The following is a 22291-nucleotide window of genomic DNA, read 5'->3' as shown; positions in this document are numbered from 1 at the left end:
CGATATTCCCGTAGCGGGGATATTCAGCGGCCTGTCCAGACATTGGTTCCAAGAGCGGGGACTCTGTCATCGCTGCTTGCACCAACAGCGCGGTGCCAATGGGTTCCAGCCTTCAACCTGAGCTTCGGCGACGGTCGAGGAACAGCAGCCAGGCCGTCCCGGCAAGCCCAGAGAAAGCGCCGACGACAGCCGTGCCGGAATAGCTGGTGATGGCGGTTCCGGCCGCAAAGAGCACGGCGCTCAGTCCGGCGCTGAGGAAGATGTTGACCGAGATCAGCGCGCTGCCAAGACCTGGCCGCTCAGCTATCAGATCCTGAAGATAGGTGATCGGGACGGAGATCAGCGACGCTGCGCCTATGCCGCTGATGAGGGTGAGGGCGTAGACATGCCAGGGTTGATCGGCAAAAGCCAGGAGCATCAGATAGATCGCGTAGATCAGTGCTCCAACGGCAAGGGCTGTGAGCTGGCTGACAACGCGCAGCATGCGTGACCATACGATAATGAAGACCACTTCCAGGAGTGCGACGATCCCCACGAGAATGCCGATATCGGCGACCGTGCCGTGGGCGGCACCGGTGACGACGAGGGGAAATATTGCGTCGTTGACATGCAGCGTGCTGCTGATCAGCGCGATCGCCATTACCCGACTGAATATCTTCGGAGAGATCACCTGGCCGAGAGCGGCAAGATAGGAGAGATGGTGCGTGGCAGCTCGGTCGGTGCCGCTTTGCCGCGGCAGCAGGATACCGATGAGGCCGACACAGACCAGACAGGATATGCAGGCAAATAGATAGGCCGGCAACATGGACGGCGAGGAGGAGAGCAGAACGCCCGTAAACCCCGGAACGAGCACCCAGGAAAGCGAAATCATCGCCCGTGTCCCGGAATTGACGGTCGCAATCTCGCCAGGCGCCATTCCTCTGGCCGCCGCGCGCACATTGGCAAAGAGCAACGAGTTCAGCGATCCATAGACCGGCAGCAGCAGGAGAGCGCTGAGAACAAAGATTTCCCGCGTCGGGAAAAAATAGACCGCACCATAGCCGAGAATGCCGAATGTCGCGGCAACGAGCATCATCGTGCGGTATTCGCCGAGCCGGTCGGCAAGATTGCCGAAAAGAATGCTGACGATCACGTTGACGGCCGCTGCGGCAAAAATCAGCGCGGAGTAAACCCCGTTCGACAGGCCGAGTTCGACGATACCGACCACGGATCGATAAGGGTTTGTCGTCGCGCCGGCAAAACCGAACGTGAAGATGGCAATCATGCTCACCCGGATTGCAGGATTGCGGAAAACATCGGGGATCAGGCGGTTCATCGTCATCATCAGCAATGGTTTGGAGCGCATCTGCGAAGACGAGCAAAATTCCCGTCCCTGCAAGAATCGCCGTGGGTCAATGTCAGGCGCGCCAGCGGGGAGGGGCGCATTGGCCGTTTAGCCGAATTTCCTATTGAATGGAAAGGTCAGGCTGGTCGCGCCCGACATTTGCCAGGGGCAGGGGCGTCCACTGCCGGATCAATGACCGTGGCGCCGACTGACTCTCGATTACCATGTTAAAGCGTTGGGCTTAGCGGCACGATCGCAGCAAACCGATCCCAATCCTTCGATGCCCTCGGCGTCCAGGCGGCTTCGGCAATGGCAGGCAGGCGGGGGAACACCAGCCGGTTGAAATAGCCGCGCGACAGGAAGTGCTCCGACCAGATGCAGGCCTGGACGCCTTTCAGCTTGTGCTTCAATTCCTCGGGGAATTCGCCCGCAGCTTCATAGGCATATGTGTGAGCCGGCGGCACGGTGCCTGCCCAGCTCGCACCCGGTTCCTGGAAGGCTTCTGCCTGTACCATGTCGAGATAATAGGCCTGGCCCGGCGTCATGACGACATCATAACCCTGTTCGGCAAGCTCGATACCGACCTGCGGATTTTCCCAGGCCATCAGCAGGCTATCCTTCGCGGCAACTCCGCCGCCATGAGCAACCTCGTTCCAGCCCGCAAGCTTGCGACCGCGCTTGTCGAGCATCGTCTTGATCTGCTTCAGGAAATAGGACTGAAGACCGAACGTGCCGGAAATGCCTTGTTCCGCCATCAGCTTCCTGGCAAGCGGCGAGGCGAGCCAGGAGCCGTTCGCCACTTCGTCGCCACCGATATGGATGTAAGTCGAGGGAAAAAGTTCGACCATTTCGTCGAAGACCTTTTCCAGGAATTCGTAGGTCAGCGGCACTGCCGGGTTTAGCGCATTGTTCGGGTAGCCTTGGACGGAATGGTAGCTTTCCGGTGCCTCCTGTCCATCAGTCAGATCGGGCAAGGCAATCAGGGTCGCCGCATTGTGGCCGGGAATGTCGATCTCGGGAACCACCTCGACGTTGAGGGAGCTCGCATGCGCGACGATGTCTCTGACATCGTCCTGCGAATAGAAGCCGCCGACCGGCTCGGCTCCATTGCCGAGTTGTGGCAGCAGCGGCTCGTCCGGACCTCGCAACACGCCTGATGTCGTCAGCTGCGGATAGGCCTTGATTTCCAGCCGCCAGGCCTCGTCATCTGTCAGATGCCAGTGGAAGATGTTGAGCTTGAACCAGGCAAGAATGTCGATCAGCCGCTTGACGTCATCAACGGGATAAAACTGCCTGGAAACGTCGAGATGGCAGCCGCGCCAGCTATAGCGGGGGTGATCGGAAATCGTCCCCGAAACAGGGAAGCGGAATTTGCCCTTGGTGACGCGCGCGCCGTTCAGCATCTGCGCGAGCGAGGTCAATCCGTACTGGCGCCCGGCGGAACCGGAATAGGAAAGTGTCACGCGATCGGCCGCGAACGTCAGCCGATAGGCTTCGGCGTCGAGCAAGGCGTCCTTGTTGAAGGTGAGAGCGCGGCCTTGCTGCGAGGCAACCAGATTGAAAACCGAATGATCGCTTTCGAAAAGTCGGCGCGTCAGGGAAATGCATGTTGATATCGCCGACAATTCGTCTGCGCTGGCGCCCTCCGGATAAAGGATGACCGGAAAACTATCGCCCGGCTTCGCATCGATCTCGGCCGGCCATGGCTGCAAGGCAAAGGGCACGTCGAGCCGGCCTTCAGGCAGGAGCGCAGGCGGAGGCTCGCTCACTCGGCCTTCGAGAAGTAGATCGGAAACTGCAACCGGCACATGCTTTCCGGATGACAGCGTCAGATAGGCGGACTTGGCGCCGTCAGTGCAATGGCGCGCTGGGCGATGCAAGCCGGCGACGGTGAAGGTCCAGCTTTCACCGGCGGCGAGGGCCAACCCGGCCGGCGGCTCGAATTCGTGAAAATTGGCGTTGCGTCTCAGAAACGTGGCGTTGCCGCACGCCGAAGCATCGATGACCCGGGTGAGGGAGGTGTAGACAAGCTTGAAACCGGAAAGTGCCGCGCCGGAGAGATTGAAAAGCGTGAAGGTGAACGCACCATGCGGCCCGCCACCAGGGTTCCAGCTGCTTTCCAGGCGATAGTCGGCCGGCTTCATATCTCGTTCCTCTTGTTGTCTATTTCGATTTCAATAGTGCTCGGACTGGGAAAACGTGCGGGCAAGCTCGGCCTGGCCGGCTGTCAGGCCGCAGTCGACCGGCAGGCAGACGCCAGTGATCGCTGCAGCCTGCGGCCCAGCCAGGAAGGCGACGGCATTGGCGACGTCCTTCGGATCGACCACGCGCTGCAGCGGATACCAGCGGCGGGCATCCTCGAAGACATTAGGATTGGCAGCGGCACGGACTTCCCAGGCCTGCGTCTTTACCGTTCCGGGAGCAACGGCGTTCGCGCGGATGCCGAATTTTCCGTATTCGACGGCGACCAGCCGGGTGAAATGCAGAAGTCCGGCTTTGGCCGCGCTGTAAGCCGGATGGCCAAACACATTCATGCCGTTGACCGAGGCAATGTTGACCATCGAGCCTCGCGACGCCTTCAACTGGTCTTCGACAGCCCGAAAGCAAAGAAATGCCGCTTCGAGGTTGAGCGCATTGTCGGCACGCCAGATCTCCGGCGTCGTATCATGCAGGCTGACGGCCCGGGCCGCACCCGCATTGTTGACGAGGGTACGAAGACTGCCGATCTCCGCCGCGCGTCCGGCGAGAGCCGCAACGCTTGTCTCGCTGGTCACGTCGCATTCGATGGGGACGAAACGGTCGGATGGTCCGAGTTTGCCGGCAACGGCTGCCGCAGCGACGGGATCGATATCCGCAAGCAGGATGACATCATGATCGACGGCCAGTCGATCGGCAATCGCCGCGCCGATATCACCTGCTGCTCCCGTCACGATGGCCACCGATTGCGTCATTGTCGCTCCCTCTTGTTGATCAGTCCCCGAGCAGCTGCTTGTCATCGCCATCGCGGTGTGCAACCAGCTGCTGCTTGATGCGTCTCAGCGTCGTCATCGCCCTCGGTTGGATCGCATAGGCGACAAGGCTCGCCAGGATATCGACGGTTGCGATATAGGCGATACGCGTCGATGTCGGGCGGAAGATGTTGGTCCCTTCCGGAAGATCGATCGGCACGACGATCTCGGCGGCTCTAGCGACCGGACTGTCGGATTGCGTCAGCGCAATGGTCCTGACCTTGGCCTCGCGTGCCAAAGCAAAAGCCCGCACCAGTTCGGCATTGCGGCCGGAAAAGGACGAGCCAATGATCACGTCGCCAGCCTTCGCTGCCGCCGCCATCATCAGCTGCATACTGTGGTCGGAACTGGAGGTGATCCTGAGGCCAAGCCGAAAGAGCCGATTCTGCAGTTCGTCGGCAATCATCGAGGAGTTGCCGCCCGATCCGAAGGCATAGATCATCTCCGCCTTGGCGATCTGCGCGACCGCAGCTTCGATCGCGGTGAGGTCCAGTGAGCGATGCAACAGGAAAAGGGCATTCTGCGCCTTGGTAATGATATCCTGGGCGACATCGGCCGGATCGCTGCTCTTTGATTCCGGCTTCAGATAACGCACGCCGACATGGGCGGTGCGGGCAAGCTGCACCTTGAAATCGGAAAAGCTGTCGCAGCCGAGGCGGCGGCAGAAACGCGTCACCGTCGGCGGTGAGACTTCCGCGCGTTCGGCAAGCTCGATGATCGAGGCATTCACCGCGAATTCGAAATCATTGACGATGATGTCGGCGATGCGGCCCTCGGAGGCGGAGAGCCGGCTCTTGTCTTCCTGCAATGTGGAAAAGATATCCAAGCCCGTCCTCCCGCCGATCCGTCAGTCAACTCTTCTTCTTGTAGGCAACGCAATCGATCTCGACTTTGCAATCCACCATCATGGACGATTGGACGCACGCGCGGGCCGGCGGATGTGCGCCGAAATAATCCTGATAGATCTTGTTGAAGGTCCAGAAGTCGCGCGGATCGTCCAGCCAGACGCCGACGCGCACAACATCCTCCACGCCGTATCCGGCTTCATCGAGAATGGCGAGCACGTTGGCGATCGTCTTGTGCGTCTGGGCAACGATATTGCCGTCGATGATCTCTCCATTTTCCATCGCCACCTGGCCGGAAACATAGAGCCAGCCATCGGCTTCCACCGCGCGCGCAAAAGGCAGCGGCTTGCCGCCGGCGCCGGTCTGAACAGTGCCATATCGCTTGATGGACATGCTGGGATCCCTGCAAATTATTTTCTTGATAAGTTGACAAGGGACCATAGAAAGCAGATTTTGACCAGTGAAAAACGCCATTTATGAAAAGAATTTAAATCAGGGGCGAACATGCGTGATCCTTTCAAGAATCCTTTCCCGTCCTCCGATGCCGCACGGCACGCCATCTGGGAGATGCTCGTGCCCCGCGACATCGATGCCTTTCTGACTGCCGACTGGTCGATGGTCCAAGACGATTTCGTCGAGGAAGGCTTCATCGGCATCGATGGCCGCAAAGAGGTCAGCCCTGACAAATGGCGCCTGGCATTCCCCACACTCAATGCCTATCGCGATGAGTGGCTGAGGCAGGCAAAGGATTTTGCGACGCAGAGCTTTGCCGAGGATACGCGTACGGCGATCTTCACCACCACGACGCTCGAAGACATCGAGATCGAGGGTGACATGGCGCTTGTCCGCAAGAAGTTCGATGGGGGCCTGACGAAGAGTGATGGCACTCGCGATATCATGCAGTGGCAGACGCTCTATTATTGCAGGCTCCACGAGGGACGGTGGAAGATCTGCGGATTTACCGGCTACCTGCCGAACCCGATGGGTTGAAGCAGGGCCGCAAAACAAGGCCAAATCACTTGCGCATTTTCACGGCAGCACTGGCGACCGAAACCAATACGTTTTCCCCGATCTGCGTGGATCGCCGCGCTTTCGAAGCCTCCCTCTATGCGCCGCCCGGCCAGCATCCGGAGACGCCTACGCTCTGCACTGCGCCGATCACCGTCGGCCGCCGTGTCACCGCTGAAAAGGGCTGGGAGCTGATCGAAGGCACGGCAGCCTGGGCCGATCCGGCCGGCCTCGTCAATCGCCAGGCCTATGAAGGGTTGCGCGACGAAATCCTCGACCAGCTCCGTGCCGCAATGCCCGTCGATTCCGTTGTGATGGGCCTGCATGGGGCGATGGTGGCTGCGGGATATGAGGACACGGAGGGCGACCTCCTGACCCGCATGCGCGACATCGTCGGGCCCGATGTCCTGATCTGCGCCGAACTCGACCCGCATAGCCATCTGACCCGGAAGCGCATCGACGCGCTGAATTTCGCCGTCTATTTCAAGGAATTCCCGCATACAGATTTTGTTGATCGCGCCGAGGATCTCTGGCGTATCGCCGTCGATGCGCTTGAGGGCAGGGTCAAGCCGGTCAATTCCGTTTTCGATTGCCGCATGATCGATGTCTTCCCGACCTCGCGCGATCCGATGCGCTCCTTCGTCGACAAGATCATGCGGATCGAGAAGGAAGATCCTGAAATCCTGTCGATCTCGGTGGTTCACGGCTTCATGGTCGGCGATGTGCCGGAGATGGGGACCAAGCTGCTTGTCGTCACCGACAACAATCCGCAAAAGGGGGCGGCTCTGGCGCGCGAGCTCGGCATGGAGCTGTTTTCCAAGCGTGGCACCTTCATGGTGCCGCAGATCGACGAAAAGGAAGCCGTCTCCCGGGCGATGGCTGCCAAAGCCTGGCCGGTCGTCATTGCGGATGTCTGGGACAATCCGGGCGGTGGGACGGCCGGCGATGCCACCGTCATTCTCGAGGAGCTTCTGGCCCGCGGTGTAACAAGTGCTGCTGTTGGCACGATCTGGGATCCGGTCGCCGTTCAGATCTGTTTTGCCGCAGGCGAGGGGGCCGAAATCCCGCTGCGCTTCGGCGCGAAATCTGCACCCGGAACCGGCAATCCTGTCGATGGCATGGTGAAGGTCGTCAAACTGGTGAAGAACGCCGAGATGCAGTTCGGCGAGAGCCTCGCACCCTTTGGCGATGCGGCGCATATCGTGCTTGACGGTATCGACATCATCCTGAACTCGACGCGGGCGCAGAGCTTCGATCCGAGCCTGTTTTCAGTAATGGGCATCGATCCGACCAAGCAGAAGATTTTGGTGATCAAATCGACCAACCATTTCTTCGCATCCTTCTCGAAGATCGCCGCCGAAATCCTGTACTGTTCTGCAGGAACCCCTTATCCCAACAATCCGGCGACAACCAACTATCGCCGGGCACCGAAGACCATTTGGCCGATCGTGGCCGATCCTCATGGAACCGAACGCGGAGCTGCCTGAGATGCATGACAACCGGTTTGCCGTCGTCGCGAAGGCTGGAGACAGGATCGCTGATCTTTCCACGCCGCGCCCGATCATCGACGAAGACAGGCTGGCCGCCAACATATCAAGGGTTCAGTCCTATATGGACGAGCATGGGCTGAATTTCCGCCCGCATATCAAGACACACAAGATACCTGCACTTGCCACCGCCCAGGTCGCGGCCGGGGCCAAGGGCATCAACTGCCAGAAAGTGACGGAAGCCGAGGTCTTTGCCGACGCCGGTTTCGAAGACATCCTGATCACCTTCAATATTATAGGAGTCCCGAAGCTCGAACGGCTCGCCGCCCTGAACGATCGTATTTCCGGTCTCAAGGTCGTCGCCGACAGCCAAGTCACGGTCGACGGGCTGTCAGCACATTTTTCCGGCCGCAAACCGCTCGCCGTCCTCGTTGAATGCGACACCGGCGGCGCGCGCTGCGGTGTGCAGACGCCGGAGCAGGCGGCCTCGCTGGCAAAATATATCGCTGCAGCCGACGGGCTGGTATTTGGTGGCATTCTCACCTATCCGAAGCCGCAGTCGGCCGATGCCGTCGAAGCTTTCATCCAGGCCACGTTGAAGCAATTGGCGGCAGAGGGCATCGCCTGTGCGATCGTCAGCAATGGCGGCACGCCCAGCCTGTTTCAGGCGCATCTGGTCAAGTCGGCGACGGAGCATCGGGCCGGGACCTATATCTATAATGACCGTCAGATGATCCGGGTGGGACATTGCACGCAGGACGATTGTGCAATGCATGTCCTGGCGACTGTCGTGTCGCGGCCGAATGCAGACCGCGCCGTCATTGATGCAGGCTCGAAGGCGCTCACCTCCGATCTTCAGGGTTTTACCGATTTCGGCCTCGTCGTCGGATATCCCGAGGCGAGGATAACCAGCCTGTCGGAAGAACACGGCGTCATCGACCTTTCGGCTTGCACCGGTCAACGGCCCCAGATCGGCGAAAAGCTCTTCATCATCCCGAACCATACATGCGTGGTTTCGAACCTGTTCGATACGATGGTCTTCCATCGCAGCGGGATCGTCACGCGCGTCGAGGACGTCGCCGCGCGGGGACTCGTCTGGTAAGTGGCCAATCGGCCGCTCAGGCCGTTGCCGGAGCCAACAGGTTCATATCGATATCTGTGAGTTCGACACGACGTTCGAACGCTATGCCTTCCGCATCGAAGAGATGGCAATCGGCAGCATTGATGCCAACGGCAACCGGCGTGTCCGCACGGATGCCGACACTGCCGGGCAGCATGGCGCAGAAGTTTTCCGTTTCGCTGCCGAGTGCCGCATAGGCCACGGTGTTGGCCCCAAGCCGTTCAATAACGCTGGGTGTAACGGTCAGCGAAATTTCACCGGATCCGAGCTGGATATGCTCGGGCCGGATACCAAGCGTCATCATCTTGCCGACCATACCGTCTCGCGGCTTTACCGGCAGGGTTGCCGTCTGGCCGCGATAATCGACGGTCGCGCCTGCCTCGCTTGCGGACGTGCAGGTCACGGGCAGGAAATTCATTTTCGGATTGCCGATGAAGCCGGCAACGAACTGGTTGGCGGGCTTGTGGTAGAGCTCAAGCGGCGCGCCGGTCTGTGAAATATTGCCGGCATCCAGCACGACGATGCGGTCGGCCATTGTCATGGCTTCCACCTGGTCGTGCGTCACATAGATCATCGTCGCCTTCAGCTGCCGGTGCAGCTTGGCAAGTTCGATGCGCATGTCGGCGCGGAGGGCGGCATCAAGGTTGGAAAGAGGCTCGTCGAACAGGAAGATCTTAGGTTCGCGAACGATGGCGCGGCCGATTGCGACGCGCTGGCGCTGTCCGCCGGAGAGCATGCCGGGCTTCTGCTGCAACCGCGTTTCGAGATGCAGGATGCGTGCGGCATTCTCGACCTTGGCCTTGAGCTTTTCCTCCTCCATCCGCTCGACACGAAGAGGGAAGGCGATGTTCTCGAAAACAGTCATATGCGGATAGAGCGCGTAAGACTGGAAGACCATGGCGATGCCGCGCTTGACCGGTGGCAGGTCGTTGACCCTGACGCCATTGATGATGATGTCGCCTTTGCTCGTTGCGTCGAGACCTGCGATCATGCGCAGGAGGGTGGACTTGCCGCATCCCGAAGGCCCGACGAAGACGACGAACTCGCCGTCCCGGACATCGAGTTCGACGCCCTTGAGAACTTCGTAGTCGCCATAGAATTTTTGAACCTTGTTGAGCTGAAGCTGTCCCAAAAATCTGTCTCCGGTCCCGGCCTGAATACGCAAGAGTTTGGTCGGTGAGGATCGCAGATCGTCGACCTGCGATCCTCGACATCGGTTTACTTGAAGGCTTCGATCTCGCCGGCAGCCTTCTTCAGGGCGGCTTCAGGCTCGGCCTTACCGGTGACGACGGACTGGACCATCTCGATCATCGAGTTCTGGAAGCCCTTATAGTCGGTGAACAGCGGCTCGGGACCACCATAGCTGATGCCCTCGATGAAGGGCTTCCAGAAGGGATCCTTGGCAACGAATTCGTCGACCTTTGCAGACGGACGCAGCGGGGTGAGGCCTGCGCCGCCCTGCAGCTCGTATTCGCCCTGGATGTCAGGTGAGGTGATGTACTTGGCGAATTCTGTCGCCTTGTCCTCGACACCAGAGCCCTTGAAGATCGCAAGGCTGTCGGTGATGAGAAGCGTGCCTGCGCCCTTGGCATCCGGACCGAGCGGCAGCGTGGTGACGCCCCAGTTGATCTTCGTGTCTTTCAGGCGATAGGCGGCACCCGAGCCGGCCTGGATCATCGCGACCTTGCCATCGAGGAAGATGGCGCGGACTTCGTTCTGCTCATAGGCTGTTGGGCCTTCTTCGGCAGAGGCTGAAATATCCTTGTATGCCTTCAGCGCCGCAAGGATCTGGGGGCTGTCGAGCGTGATCTTGCCTTCGGCATCGGTGACGGCACCGTTATTGGTATAAACCCAATGCATGAACTGGTGCATCGTGTTGTCGAAGGTCTTGGCGGAAAGACCAAAGCCAGGAATGCCGGTCTTTTCCTTGATGGTCTTTGCCATCTGGATTTCTTCAGCCCAGGTTTTCGGCGGCGTCTCGGGATCGAGGCCGGCCTGCTTGAAGAGGTCCTTGTTCCAGTAAAGCGCCTTGGTGGAGAAGGCGATCGGAACGCCCCACTGATTGCCGTCGAAAGTGACCGTGTCGACGATATGCGGGTAATAGCCCTTCTTCTCGTCATCGGTCATCGGAACGGGGACGATGAGGTCGTTCTGTGCGAACTCCTTCAGCGTGCGCGAGCCGACATAGGCCATGGCGACCGGCGTGCCGGCGGCAGCCAGCGTCGTTGCCTTGTCCTGGCACTGCGCCCAGCCGACGACTTCCGGCGTAACCTTCCAGCCGGCGTTCTTGGATTCCCATTCCTTGATGTATTTGGTGTGGATCGGGTCGATCGTGTCGCCGCAATAGATCCAGCTGATTTCCTTGTCGGCTGCCTGGGCCGTGACCGCAGTCAACGCCGTCGAACCAAGCAGGGCGAGCGCCATAAGGCCTGTCTTGATGGTAATGCTCACGTCGTTACTCCCATTCTCGTTGTTAGCTGTTCACTCTTTATTGTTGGTCTTATTGTTTCACCGCACCGGCGGTCAGGCCGCCGACGAGATAGCGCTGAAGGAAGAAGATGACGATCATCGCCGGCGCGATGCCGACGAAGGAGGCCGCCATCAGTTCGTTCCAGATGACCTCCTGCTTGCCGAAGTAAGCAAAGAGTCCCACCGGCAGGGGCATGTATTCAGTCTTCGAGTTGAAGGTCAGCGCGAAGATGAACTGCTGCGCATAGGCACCGATGAAGGTGGTGATCGCGACGACGATAATCCCCGGCATCGCAATGGGCAGAATGACGCGGCGCAGCGTATAGAAATGGCTGGCGCCATCCATGTAGGCCGCTTCGTTGAGTTCTTGAGGGATGCGGATCATGTAGGTGCGCAGCAGCCAGATCGCCGACGGGATCAGGAAGGCGACGCCCGGCACGATCATCGCAAGATAGGTGTTCAGAACACCGATGCTGCGCATCAGGCGGAAGAGCGGGATGAGCAGGACGGCACCGGAGAACATGTTCACCGTCAGGAAGGCACCGAGCAGGATGCCCATGCCCCTGAACTCGAATTTCGCAAAGGCATAGGATGCCGGAATGACGAGGCAGAGCACGATGACGGTGACGATGATCGAGATGAAGAACGAGTTGAAGATGTAGCGACCGAAGCCCGGCACGCTGATCCACATCGTCCGGTAAGCTTCGAACGAACCGTTTTCCGGCCAGAATCGGTAGGGCGAGGAGAAGAGCTGGCTGAGCGGCTTCAGCGACACCAGGAAGCCTTCGACGAAGGGCGACAGCACGAAGAACAGGAAGATCGCTATGCCGCAATAGATGAGGATGATTTCCCACCAGCTGTAGCGATCGATCATGGGACGGCTGCTCATGCGCGCTTCTCCGGGTTCAGGCGGCGGGTGACACGGAAATAGGCGAAGCAGAAGAGCGACAGGAAGATGCAGATCAGCACCGCACGCGCTGCCCCTTCGCCATATTTCTTCGAGCCGATAGCCGTCTGATAGGTATCGATGATCATCGTCGTCGTTTCGCCGCTCGGACCACCCTGCGTCAGGATCCAGATAATGTCGAAGGAATTGAAGGTCGCAATCAGCGACAGCATCGACATTGTGATAATGGCGGGAACCATGAGCGGCAGTGTGATGCGGCGGAAACGGTACCAGCGGCCGGCGCCGTCGGTCCATGCTGCTTCGTAGAGATCCTTCGGGATCGACTGGATTGCAGCGAGGAAGTAGATCGTCACCAGCGGCACGCCGATCCAGACGTCGGTGACGATCGTCGCCCAGAAGGCAGTGCTGCCATAGGCGAGGAAGGCGACCGGGCCATCGACGAGGCCGAAGCGCTGCAGCAGCCCGGAAATCATTCCGAACTGGCCATTATACATCCAGCCCCACATGAAGATGCCGATAGCCATCGGCACGATCCACGGCGGCATGGTCAGCAGTCGAAACAGCGACCGGCCGGGTACGGCAGCATTCAACATTGCGGCACCGAACGTGCCGATGATCATCTTCAGGGCGACCGAAAAGAAGGTCCAGATGAAGGTTCGCAGAATGACTTCCGCGAACGTGTTGTTGAAGATCTTCTCGTAATTGGCCCAGCCGACCCAGTTCGTCACCTTACGCAGCGATGCATCCGTAAACGACAGGATGAACGTGTCGACCAGCGGATAGGCGACGATCGCGAGCACGTAAAGGACAGCTGGAAGGAGAAGGATCCAGGCGAAGATGACGGCACTTTTCTGGGCACTCATCTTGCCGGTCTCCTCAGGCCGCTCTGGAGTGTAGCGCCTCGTCGAACCGGTCCCAGATGGGACGAAGGTCGATTACGGCCTTCTTCATGCGGGCTTCATCCATGGCGAGCGCCAGAATGCCTGCCTCCAATGCGTTCAGCGTGGAGACCGGGAGTTCCGACCCGGTGCGCACGCTTTGCAGAATATCGGCTGCCATCTGCTCGTCTGCGCCATAATGCTGCGACAGCTCGGTCGCGGCATATTTGTTTTCGACGATCTTGTTGCCGGTCAACTGCTCATGAACGTCAAGATAGCCGCGGACAAAATCGCCTTCTGCCATGCCGCGCGAGCCCATGATGGCGAAGCGGCGGAACTGGTCGGGAACATTCAGGTTGGTGTGAAAATTCATGCCGACGCCATTGGCGTATTCGACGATCGCCACCTGGTAATCGATAATGTCGGCATCGCTGTCGAATACCTTGTCCGAGCCCATCCAGCCGCTCGGCTTGCGATGGAAGAGTTCCAGATCGTTGATTCCTTCGCGCGCCGGGTCGTTGGCGGGGATAAAGCTCTTGCGGCCGCCGAAGCTTGCAACACGTTCGGGGCGGGCGCCGACCACACCATTATAAAGGTCTAGGTCGTGGCAGCATTTCTCCAGCATGAAGCTGCCGGAATAGCGCTCGTAGCGGCGCCAGTCGCGCATGAAGAAGGCGCCGTGATAGGGCTCGATATGTTCGGAGGCTTCGATGGAGACGATTTTGCCGAGCTTGCCTTCGGCCTGGACGGCGCGCAGATCCTTATAAAGAGGCGAGTAGCGCAGCACGAGACCGACCATCAGCCTTTCATGGCCGAACTTTGCCATCAGGTGGGCAAGTTCGATGCTCTCGGCGATCGTGGTGACGATCGGCTTTTCGCAGAAGACCTTGAGGCCTGCCTCAAGGCCGAGGCGAATATGATCGAGATGCATGTGGTTGGGAGAGCCGATCATCAGGAGATCGAGCTTTTCGGAAGCGAGGAGCTCCTGCGGCGAACCATAGGCCGTGCCGGCAGAGACGCCGTTTTCCGTCAGTCCCGGCAGCCCCGCAGGGTCCGGATCGACATAACCGACAATCTCGAAGCTGCTGTCGATAGCCTTGAAGACATAGCCAAGATAGCCGAGCCGGAATCCCAGCCCAATGATTCCCACTTTCATGCTAAAGTCGTTCCCAATTTCGTAATTTATTTTCTTCAGGTTGGGACAAAAATCAGGGGCCGTCAACCGAAAACGGGGCTGAAGACGAATTGATGAAATTAATTTTCATCAAGCCCGATATGAGCGCGGCTTGCGGTTGAAGCGCAAGCCGGGGTGCGACCGATCGATGCGATGGCGGCCTCTCCGTGCCGAGCGGTCCGGCGAGATGCCTTACAGGAAACAGGATATTGGCCGCGTTGACAGTGCTTCTGGGTGGCATGCGCAGGCGTCGATGTCTCTATCGCCGGCAGGGCCGCGCCATCTGTTTCCCGTCGGGCTTTTCGTCATCAGACCCCAAACCAAACTCGCTTGCCTTTCTCATCAGGACGCTAGGTTTGTCTTGATTGTTTCACGCTCTTTTGGGGAGGCCTCATGTCCGGTTCCGATGATCTAACGCTCCAGGTCGCCAACATGCGTCCGCAGGATGCTGGAGCAAGCATAGCGCGGCTGCCAACCGCAGCGATGAGCAAGCTCGGGCTTTCGGAGGGCGATCTGGTCGAACTGATTGGTAAGCGCCATACCGCCGCACTCGCAGTCCGGCCCTATCCGGAAGACGAGGGACTGAACATCATCCGGCTAGATGGTCTCCAGCGCGTGAATGCGGGCGCCACGAGCGGCGATCATATCGAAATTCGCAAAGCGGACGCGCGTCCAGCAACCCGGATCGTCCTTGCGCCGGCTCAGAAAAACATGGTGCTTCAAGGCTCGGGCGACGCGCTCCTGCGGACTTTCATGTATCGCCCCATGGTGGCAGGTGATGTGATTTCGACGTCGGTGCAACAGCGCAGCCGCGATCCTCAGTTGCTTCAGGCCTATGGCCTTCAAGAAATCAGGCTGGTCGTCGTATCCACACAGCCGCGCGGCATCGTGCAGGTTACCGAAGACACGGCTATCGAGCTTCGTCCACAGTTCGAGGAACCCAGAGAAGCTCGACGAGCCGACGTGACCTACGACGATATCGGTGGTCTTGGATCCTCTGTCGAGCAGGTTCGCGAGATGGTCGAGCTTCCACTTCGTCATCCCGAACTCTTTCAGCGCCTCGGCATCGATCCACCGAAGGGGGTTCTTCTCTACGGGCCTCCAGGGACTGGCAAAACACTTCTGGCCCGCGCAGTGGCAAACGAGACGGAAGCGAACTTCTACCATATCGCTGGCCCAGAGATTATGGGCAGTAAATACGGTGAATCTGAAGAGCGTCTGCGGCAGGTTTTCCAGGAAGCCTCGCAAAACGCACCTTCCATTATATTCATTGACGAGATCGATTCGATTGCGCCAAAGAGGGAGCAGGTAACGGGGGAGGTCGAGCGCCGGATCGTCGCTCAGCTGCTCACTCTCATGGATGGCCTTGAGCCGAGACAGAACATCGTCGTTATCGGTGCCACCAACCGGCGTGATGCAATCGACGAGGCCCTTCGACGCCCGGGGCGTTTCGACCGCGAAATCGTGATTGGCGTGCCTGATCAGAATGGCCGGCGGGAGGTTCTAGCGATCCATACGCGCGGCATGCCTCTGGCTGAAGGCGCCGATTTGGACGAAATAGCGCGAACGACCTACGGCTTTGTTGGCGCCGACTTGGGAGCACTCGTGCGTGAGGCCGCCATGGATGCACTTCGTCGCGTCCTGCCGGACATCAATCTCAAGGAGGGTATCCCCGCAGAAGTTCTGGAAAAACTCACAGTGTCCCAAGATGACTTCAATTCAGCGATGAAGCGGATCCAGCCGTCTGCACTGCGCGAAATCATGATTCAGGCGCCAAATGTGCGCTGGGACGATGTCGGGGGGCTCGATGATGCGCAGCTGAAACTTAAAGAAGGGGTGGAATTACCCCTGCGGTCGCCACAGTCATTCAAGCGGATGGGAATTCGGCCAGCTAAAGGCTTCCTGCTTTTCGGGCCCCCTGGAACCGGCAAAACGCTGCTCGCAAAGGCAGTCGCTCGTGAGGCCGAGGCAAATTTTGTCGCCACAAAGTCCTCTGACCTGCTGTCCAAATGGTATGGTGAATCCGAACAGCAGGTCTCGCGGCTTTTTGAGCGCGCCCGTCAAGTCGCGCCGACGGTCATCTTCATTGACGAGATTGATTCCCTGGCACCGGCCAGAGGCGGCGGACTTGGCGAGCCGGCCGTCACCGAAAGAGTTGTCAACACGCTGTTGGCTGAAATGGACGGTTTGGAGGATATGCAAGGCGTGGTCGTGATGGGGGCGACGAACCGGCCTAACCTGCTCGACCCCGCACTCCTGCGGCCGGGGCGTTTTGATGAGCTTGTTTATGTTCCGGTGCCGGACTTGACTGGGCGTCGTAAGATCCTGGGTATCCATACGCGGAAAATGCCACTGGCCGATGATGTCAGTTTGGATGACCTCGCTGAGAAAACGGAGCGGTTTACCGGCGCGGACCTGGAAGACCTGACCCGCCGAGCCGGGCTTATCGCACTCAGGCAATCGATCGACGCGTCGACGGTCTCAAAGGAAGACTTTGCCATGGCTCTCCAAGAGGTCCGTCCGTCCGTAACGCCCGAAGTCGAACGGGAATACGAGGACATGCTGCGGACCCTGAGGCAGGAGAACCCGCAGAAGATGCAGATCGGTTTCACGCCTTTGCGCCTTGCGAAGTAACGCAAAGCAAAAAGACCGTCATAATCGCGCTCAGCTTTGGCAATGGCGGCGCGATTATTTGCGGCCGCACCTGCTATTCCAGCGATACGGGGAGGCGCCCTTCAACCCTGGCATTTAGCAGTGCCTGCATTGCTCGCCATCCGGTTCTCATCAAGAGCAGGAACCCTTGCAACCATTAACGGGGACCGGGGACTAACTCCCGACAGCCAGAGCATGAAGAGCAGGGGCGGGCGGGGCAAGCGACATCACCAATCAGGATAGCATTGCCGATCGTCCAGAGCTCGGTAGAGTGCAAGGGAATGGAGATCAAATTCCCTCGACGCTGCTGGTCGATGCATCCGTCCCGGTGTCGTTCGAGTTCCCACACAGCCGACAAAGAGCAACGTTTTCGTGCATGGCGCTTTTGCAGACAACCAAAGGATAAGCCAATGACTCTCAAGGATATTCTGCCGAGCCGGCTTGGCTTCGGCGCAGCCCCTCTCGGCAATATGTTCCGCGATATTCCCGAACAGGAAGCAATCGCCACCGTGGAAGCCGCCTGGAGCGACGGTATACGCTACTACGACAATGCCCCCTTTTACGGCGCCGGCCTTGCGGAGATCCGCATGGGCGAAGCGCTGGCGAACAAGCCTCGCGACCAATATGTGATCAGCACCAAGGTCGGTCGCATCATTCTCGACGAGATTGAGGATGTCAGCGCCCGGGATCTTGGCGAGAAAGGCGAGGTCTTCAAATACGGCCGCCCCAACAAGATCATCAACGACTACTCGGAAGACGCCACCCTGCGCTCGATCGAGGACAGCCTGAAGCGGCTGAACACTGACCGCATCGAACTCGCCTTCGTTCATGACGTCGCCCAGGATTTTTACGGCGACGAATGGCTCGGCGTTTTCGAAAGCGCGCGTAAAGGAGCCTTCAAGGCACTCGATCGGCTGCGCGACGAAGGTGTGATAAAGGCCTGGGGCCTCGGCGTTAACCGTGTCGAGCCCATTGAATTGCTACTGGCGCTGGACGGTCCGCGCCCGGATGGCTTCCTCCTTGCCGGCCGCTACACGCTGCTCGACCACGAGCGCGCACTTCAGCGCGTCATGCCCCAAGTCTCCGAACGCGGTCTAGGCATTGTTGTCGGCGGTCCCTATAGCTCGGGCGCACTCGTAGGTGGGCCGAATTTCGAATACGCCCCCGCAACACCTGCGATCCTCGACAAAGTCGCGCGCATCAAGGCTATCGCCGATCGCCACGGCGTAAGCATGAAGGCAGCCGGCCTTCAATTCGCGCTCGCAAACCCCGCAGTCGCCGCCGTCATTCCCGGCGCAAGCAAGCCCGACCGCATCGCCGAGGACCGCGCCGCGCTCGAAGAAGTCATCCCGCACGACTTCTGGCGTGAGATCCGTCACGCCGGTCTCGTTCACCCCGAAGCACCGTTTCCCTTTCTGGAGTAAGGGTAGGCGATAAAGACTGGTGCTGGCCTGTGCATCCGAAGGCACGGCTTAGGCCGTTTGGTTCCATAATGTTGATTATGCGATTTTGACGTGGAGCCGGGTGGGTTCAGCATGAACTCACCCGTTAAAGTGTCGTGCGCGACCCGACAGTGTTGGCCGGCCAAGCAGACGACCGTGGCTATTCAAAGAGAATGAGGCTTGCGGGAGTCGGCGGTAACGGCCTGACCTTGACGCCGGTAAGGCCGGCCAGTCTTGCCATCTCAGTCAGCTCACTTTGCGTATAGGCCTGGCCCGCCGGCGTGCCGGCGAGCATCTCCCAGGAGAAGGCCGCGGGAAAAGGCGGCGACACGCCGTCTTCGTTCGGCACGAAATCGACCGCGACGATTCGGCCTTGTTCTGCAAGGCTCGCAATGATCCTTCGCAGCAGTTGGGCGCAGGTCGGCAAATCGAAGTGGTGCAGAAAGTTTGGAAGCATAACGAGATCATAGTCCGTGCCCCACTCCACATCGAAGGCACTGCCGGCGATCGTCCGGTATCGGTCAGCCACGCCAGCCTGTTGCGCATTCTGCCGCGACAGTTCCAATACGGCAGCCCAGTCGACGGCGACGATCTCCGCCGACGGAATGGCCTTCGCAATTTCGATGCCGAAAACGCCTGGACCTGCGGCGATGTCCAACACCTTTTTGGGAGACCTCGGCCAGCCGGAGATTTCGCCAGCCAGCACTTTGGCGCTAAGCCCGGTAAATGAGCCCATGCCGCGGGCAAACTTCACCCAGACAGGGTTATCTGCCGACATGTTCGCAAGCCCGGCCGAGCCGCCGTTTCGCACGATCGCGGCCGGATCGCGCAGAAAATTATCCAGTACTTCCGGCGCGGCGATGAACTCGACCGCAGAGCCCATATAGGCAGGCGAATTGCGATCGAGGAACATCCTGGTCGAGGGCGTCATTCGATACTGTCCGCTCTCCTTTGTCAGGAAGCCATGAACCACAAGATAGTCGCAGAGGATGCGCACCCCGCGCTCCGAGGCGGCTATTGCCGATGCCAGCAGCGCCGCCGTCTTGCCCTCGCCGATATGCGTAAAGAGATCGAGCTCGATGGCCGCCCTGATCGCTGCCGTCTTTCGGCAGGCAAACAGTGCCTCGACCACGAGCTCGGGCGATACTGCGCCAGCATGGGCGTCCGCAACATTTGTTTCCATGGAATCCCCCGAGCCTCGAGTGATCTTGTCTCGTGATGCCAGCCGCAGAAATTATGCGTATATTCGCGCCTTCTACAATACATATTGCGCTAACCCTATCGGGTGACTGCGCGCTCCATCTTGCACGGCACAACTCCCCGAGCGTCGGGTCGGCTGCCACGCCTCAAAGACCTGGTTAGAGACATGAAATAGGGTCTCTCCGGCCGCGCTATGGAGTTCGGCAGCCTCGATCGGTGCCGTCAGCTTTCCTCTCGTTAACGACGACAATCCCTATGCAGCGGTGGCGACAAACATTGCAAAGGCGGCAGGCCATCTCCGAGGCCCGCGTTGCGCGCCCGCGTGTAACACGGAGTTCTTGAGCCGGTAACGACGCAGCTTGTGGCCGTGGAGAACCCTTCGTCGGATGAAAGAGGCCATGCGACCCAACCGTGTTTTGTTTCGGCGCCCTCTCCCCGCCCCTCCCGAGATCTAGATGCCGCGCCGCAAGTACGTAGGCAGACCGCTCTGTTACAGCGAACGAGGCCGATTTTTGAAAGGCATTGTTACAGACACTTTCGCGCAATAGCTAAAAAGCCTCTCCAATCAAACAGTAACGCGAAGAGGCTACCGGACTGATGACACGTCACCATTCAGAATGCCGCTGCAGCATCATCTGCATGTCTGATCCGAAAAGCGGACAAACGACAAAGAAGCGTATCGGAAACTTCGGGAGCGCCTGAAAGGTGACCGAAGGCGTACAACATTCCTTTGACGCTGCTTTGACGCCAGGGTGCTACCGCCGGTCTGCGAAGTTACGCGGAGGGATTTCAGCCAGTTATGCTTCAGTTCAATCATCGCCAGGTCACCCGTATACCTTTCGAAATGCCGATTTCTCTTGTCGGTTGCTTGCCAGACGCTTCAGTTGTGACAGAGTGGACTCCGGATGCTAGATCTTCGGGCTGCCACACGAGCGTACCGGAGCCAACGGGGGCGGGGCCGGTGGATCGCATGAACAAGGAGCAAAATCCGTTTCGGATGTTCCTGCTCGGGCCATTTGCCCTGGTGGACGCCGCAGGACGGTCGGTTACTCCGAAATCCAAAAAAGCCCAGGCCCTTTTGGCAATGCTTGCGTTGTCTGCCCGTGGTTCGCGCTCGAGGATCTGGCTCAGGGACAAACTGTGGAGTGATCGTTCTGACGACCAGGCCGCAGCGAGTCTGCGTCAGGCCCTTCTGGACATCCACAAGACTCTGGGACCGGCTCGTAATCTCCTGGTAGCCGACAAGAATACCGTTTGGCTGGATATGGACCGGCTTGTCCTGGACACCGACGTGTTGGTTCGGACGGAGCGATCGGCTGATCAAATCACCGACGAATTGCTCGAAGGCATCGACATCCGCGATCCGGAATTCGAGGACTGGCTAACGCTTGAACGGCAGAACTGGTATCGCCGCCTCGATGAAGGCCAGGTCCATGATGTATTCGAACCCCGTCAAGAACCGAACCGTGATATCGCCAGACATTCCACGCTGCTGCCCCTTACAGCATCCCGGGATGCGCCAAGACAGGGCAAAGCCGCGGAGACTGGCGGCAGCGAGACATATCGCCGACGAGGCGACGGCGGCTGGCGATGGGTCATGGCTCTTCAGTCCCCCATCGTGATAGGTGCCGGAGATGGCGGACAAATTGCTGCCACGCGGTTCCAGAATCTCATTGCAAAAGCCGTCACCGATGGGCTCGCCATTGGCGTCACCGACCTCTCTTTTACTTTGCCGGATGTTGAGGAGAGCGAGGGGCAGATCAGCCTTCCGATGTCCCTTCAGCTTCGGCTAACATTTGACGGTAGCATGGTGCTCGTCGAACTGGTGATGAAGCACCTGATCAACAACCGTATTCATTGGCTCGGCAGTCAGGCAATGAGCCGCACGCAATTCGAGCGGGGCGAGTTCGGCATCGCCGCTGCACTGATCAGCCAGGCCGTCGATCAACTGGCCTATTTCCAGGAGACCCAGTCAAACGACAATCGACTGTCGCAGGATGGCCTCCTGATCGACGCCGTCAATGCGATCTTTCGCCTGTCGCGTGACGACCTCGCTAACGCCGAGCAACGCCTCGAAGAACAGATCCAGCATGAACCACGGTCATCGACTTTTGCGTGGTTGTCCTTCATCCGAACGTTCCAGGTCGGCCAACGGTTCAACGCGCTTGATGCGCATCTGATCGAGGAAGCCCAGTCCTACGCGCGCAAGGCGTTGGAAATCGATCCGCACAATTCCGTATCACTCGCGCTTGTCGGCCATGTCCACTCGTTCCTTTTCGGCGAGTATGATTATGCAGCCAACCTGTTCGAAAAATCGATCCGTCTGAACCCGGCCCTGCCGCTCAGTTGGGATCTCTACGCGATGCTCCACTGCTATGCAGGCCAGCCGGACAAGGCCATGGCTATGGCGCGTTGGGTGCAAGAACTCGGCGTCTACAGCCCACACAAATACTACTTTGACACGACGAAATGCATAGCAGCAGCACTTGCCGGTGATCACGCAGCAGCCATAGCTGCCGGCGAAGAGGCCTTGCGGGCACGGCCGAAGTTCAACAGCCTGCTACGCTACCTCGCCTCAAGTCATGCGCACCTCGATGATCTCGGCGGCGCACGCCACTATCTGCAGCGACTTGCGGCAGTCGAGGACGGCTTCTCCATCAACGCCTTCCGAGCTAGCGGCTATCCGCTCCTTAATACAGGCGGCGGCCAGATCTTGATCGACGGTTTGGTGAAGGCCGGCGCCAAGCTGCGCTGAACCCCGGATAATTTTTCTGAAC

17 protein-coding genes are annotated in these 22291 nt (G+C 59.2%); 6 read left to right on the top strand and 11 right to left on the bottom strand.

The window, feature by feature from the left end; all coding sequences use genetic code 11:
* Positions 1-112: 112 nt before the first annotated feature.
* From FHX06_RS33000 to FHX06_RS32980, 5 genes are all read right to left on the bottom strand, one after another.
* Positions 113-1315 (bottom strand): MFS transporter, encoded by a 1203-nt coding sequence (locus tag FHX06_RS33000; RefSeq protein WP_183882427.1) that lies wholly within the window; start codon positions 1313-1315, stop codon positions 113-115.
* 236 nt (positions 1316-1551) lie between these two features.
* Positions 1552-3468, bottom strand: a complete 1917-nt coding sequence (locus FHX06_RS32995) for a beta-N-acetylhexosaminidase (protein WP_183882426.1) — start codon at positions 3466-3468, stop codon at positions 1552-1554.
* Between the two features lie 30 nt (positions 3469-3498).
* Positions 3499-4275 carry an SDR family oxidoreductase gene (locus FHX06_RS32990; protein WP_183882424.1) on the bottom strand — a complete coding sequence of 259 codons (777 nt, stop codon included), beginning with the start codon at positions 4273-4275 and terminating at the stop codon, positions 3499-3501.
* Positions 4276-4294: 19 nt separating this feature from the next.
* A complete protein-coding gene (locus FHX06_RS32985) occupies positions 4295-5158 on the bottom strand; it encodes a MurR/RpiR family transcriptional regulator (protein ID WP_183882423.1) in 864 nt (287 codons plus the stop codon).
* Between the two features lie 25 nt (positions 5159-5183).
* Complete coding sequence (locus tag FHX06_RS32980; protein WP_037108793.1) at positions 5184-5570, bottom strand: RidA family protein; 387 nt, start codon at positions 5568-5570, stop codon at positions 5184-5186.
* Positions 5571-5681: 111 nt separating this feature from the next.
* Here FHX06_RS32980 and FHX06_RS32975 point away from each other — a divergent pair, with 111 nt between their 5' ends.
* From FHX06_RS32975 to FHX06_RS32965, 3 genes are read left to right on the top strand one after another with little or no spacing between them, the layout of a single operon-like run.
* On the top strand, positions 5682-6167 hold the full coding sequence (locus FHX06_RS32975) for a hypothetical protein (protein WP_112545405.1): 486 nt from the start codon (positions 5682-5684) through the stop codon (positions 6165-6167).
* Between the two features lie 29 nt (positions 6168-6196).
* Positions 6197-7672, top strand: a complete 1476-nt coding sequence (locus tag FHX06_RS32970) for a M81 family metallopeptidase (RefSeq protein ID WP_183882421.1) — start codon at positions 6197-6199, stop codon at positions 7670-7672.
* A gap of 1 nt (position 7673) precedes the next feature.
* The gene (locus FHX06_RS32965) at positions 7674-8774 is read left to right on the top strand and encodes a D-TA family PLP-dependent enzyme (protein ID WP_183882419.1); all 1101 of its coding nucleotides are present in this window, start codon (positions 7674-7676) and stop codon (positions 8772-8774) included.
* Between the two features lie 16 nt (positions 8775-8790).
* On the opposite strand, the gene FHX06_RS32960 is transcribed toward FHX06_RS32965, so the two are convergent.
* The 5 genes from FHX06_RS32960 to FHX06_RS32940 form a co-directional block, all read right to left on the bottom strand.
* Positions 8791-9924: an ABC transporter ATP-binding protein gene (locus tag FHX06_RS32960; RefSeq protein WP_112970370.1), complete on the bottom strand. Its 1134-nt coding sequence runs from the start codon at positions 9922-9924 to the stop codon at positions 8791-8793.
* 86 nt (positions 9925-10010) lie between these two features.
* Complete coding sequence (locus FHX06_RS32955; RefSeq protein WP_112545497.1) at positions 10011-11216, bottom strand: ABC transporter substrate-binding protein; 1206 nt, start codon at positions 11214-11216, stop codon at positions 10011-10013.
* Between the two features lie 76 nt (positions 11217-11292).
* Positions 11293-12150, bottom strand: a complete 858-nt coding sequence (locus tag FHX06_RS32950) for a carbohydrate ABC transporter permease (protein WP_112545402.1) — start codon at positions 12148-12150, stop codon at positions 11293-11295.
* Positions 12147-13031, bottom strand: coding sequence for a carbohydrate ABC transporter permease (locus tag FHX06_RS32945; RefSeq protein ID WP_112545401.1), 885 nt, complete (start codon positions 13029-13031; stop codon positions 12147-12149). The genes FHX06_RS32950 and FHX06_RS32945 overlap by 4 nt, the downstream gene beginning before the upstream one ends.
* Positions 13032-13044: 13 nt before the next feature.
* Positions 13045-14202 (bottom strand): Gfo/Idh/MocA family protein, encoded by a 1158-nt coding sequence (locus FHX06_RS32940; RefSeq protein WP_113146456.1) that lies wholly within the window; start codon positions 14200-14202, stop codon positions 13045-13047.
* 411 nt (positions 14203-14613) lie between these two features.
* On the opposite strand from FHX06_RS32940, the gene FHX06_RS32935 reads away from it, so the two are divergent.
* Positions 14614-16854, top strand: a complete 2241-nt coding sequence (locus FHX06_RS32935; RefSeq protein WP_029868930.1) for a CDC48 family AAA ATPase — start codon at positions 14614-14616, stop codon at positions 16852-16854.
* Positions 16855-17282: 428 nt separating this feature from the next.
* Positions 17283-18296, top strand: coding sequence for an aldo/keto reductase (locus FHX06_RS32930; RefSeq protein ID WP_113146455.1), 1014 nt, complete (start codon positions 17283-17285; stop codon positions 18294-18296).
* 178 nt (positions 18297-18474) lie between these two features.
* On the opposite strand, the gene FHX06_RS32925 is transcribed toward FHX06_RS32930, so the two are convergent.
* The gene (locus tag FHX06_RS32925; protein WP_113210294.1) at positions 18475-19497 is read right to left on the bottom strand and encodes a class I SAM-dependent methyltransferase; all 1023 of its coding nucleotides are present in this window, start codon (positions 19495-19497) and stop codon (positions 18475-18477) included.
* Positions 19498-20313: 816 nt separating this feature from the next.
* Between FHX06_RS32925 and FHX06_RS32920 the strand changes: the two genes are divergently transcribed.
* A complete protein-coding gene (locus FHX06_RS32920; protein WP_113208752.1) occupies positions 20314-22269 on the top strand; it encodes an SARP family transcriptional regulator in 1956 nt (651 codons plus the stop codon).
* The last annotated feature ends 22 nt before the right edge of the window (positions 22270-22291 follow it).

Source organism: Rhizobium sp. BK512 (assembly GCF_014194915.1).
Lineage (GTDB): Bacteria > Pseudomonadota > Alphaproteobacteria > Rhizobiales > Rhizobiaceae > Rhizobium.
Note: the sequence above shows the minus strand (reverse complement) of the source record. Positions and strands in the feature narration are given on the sequence as shown.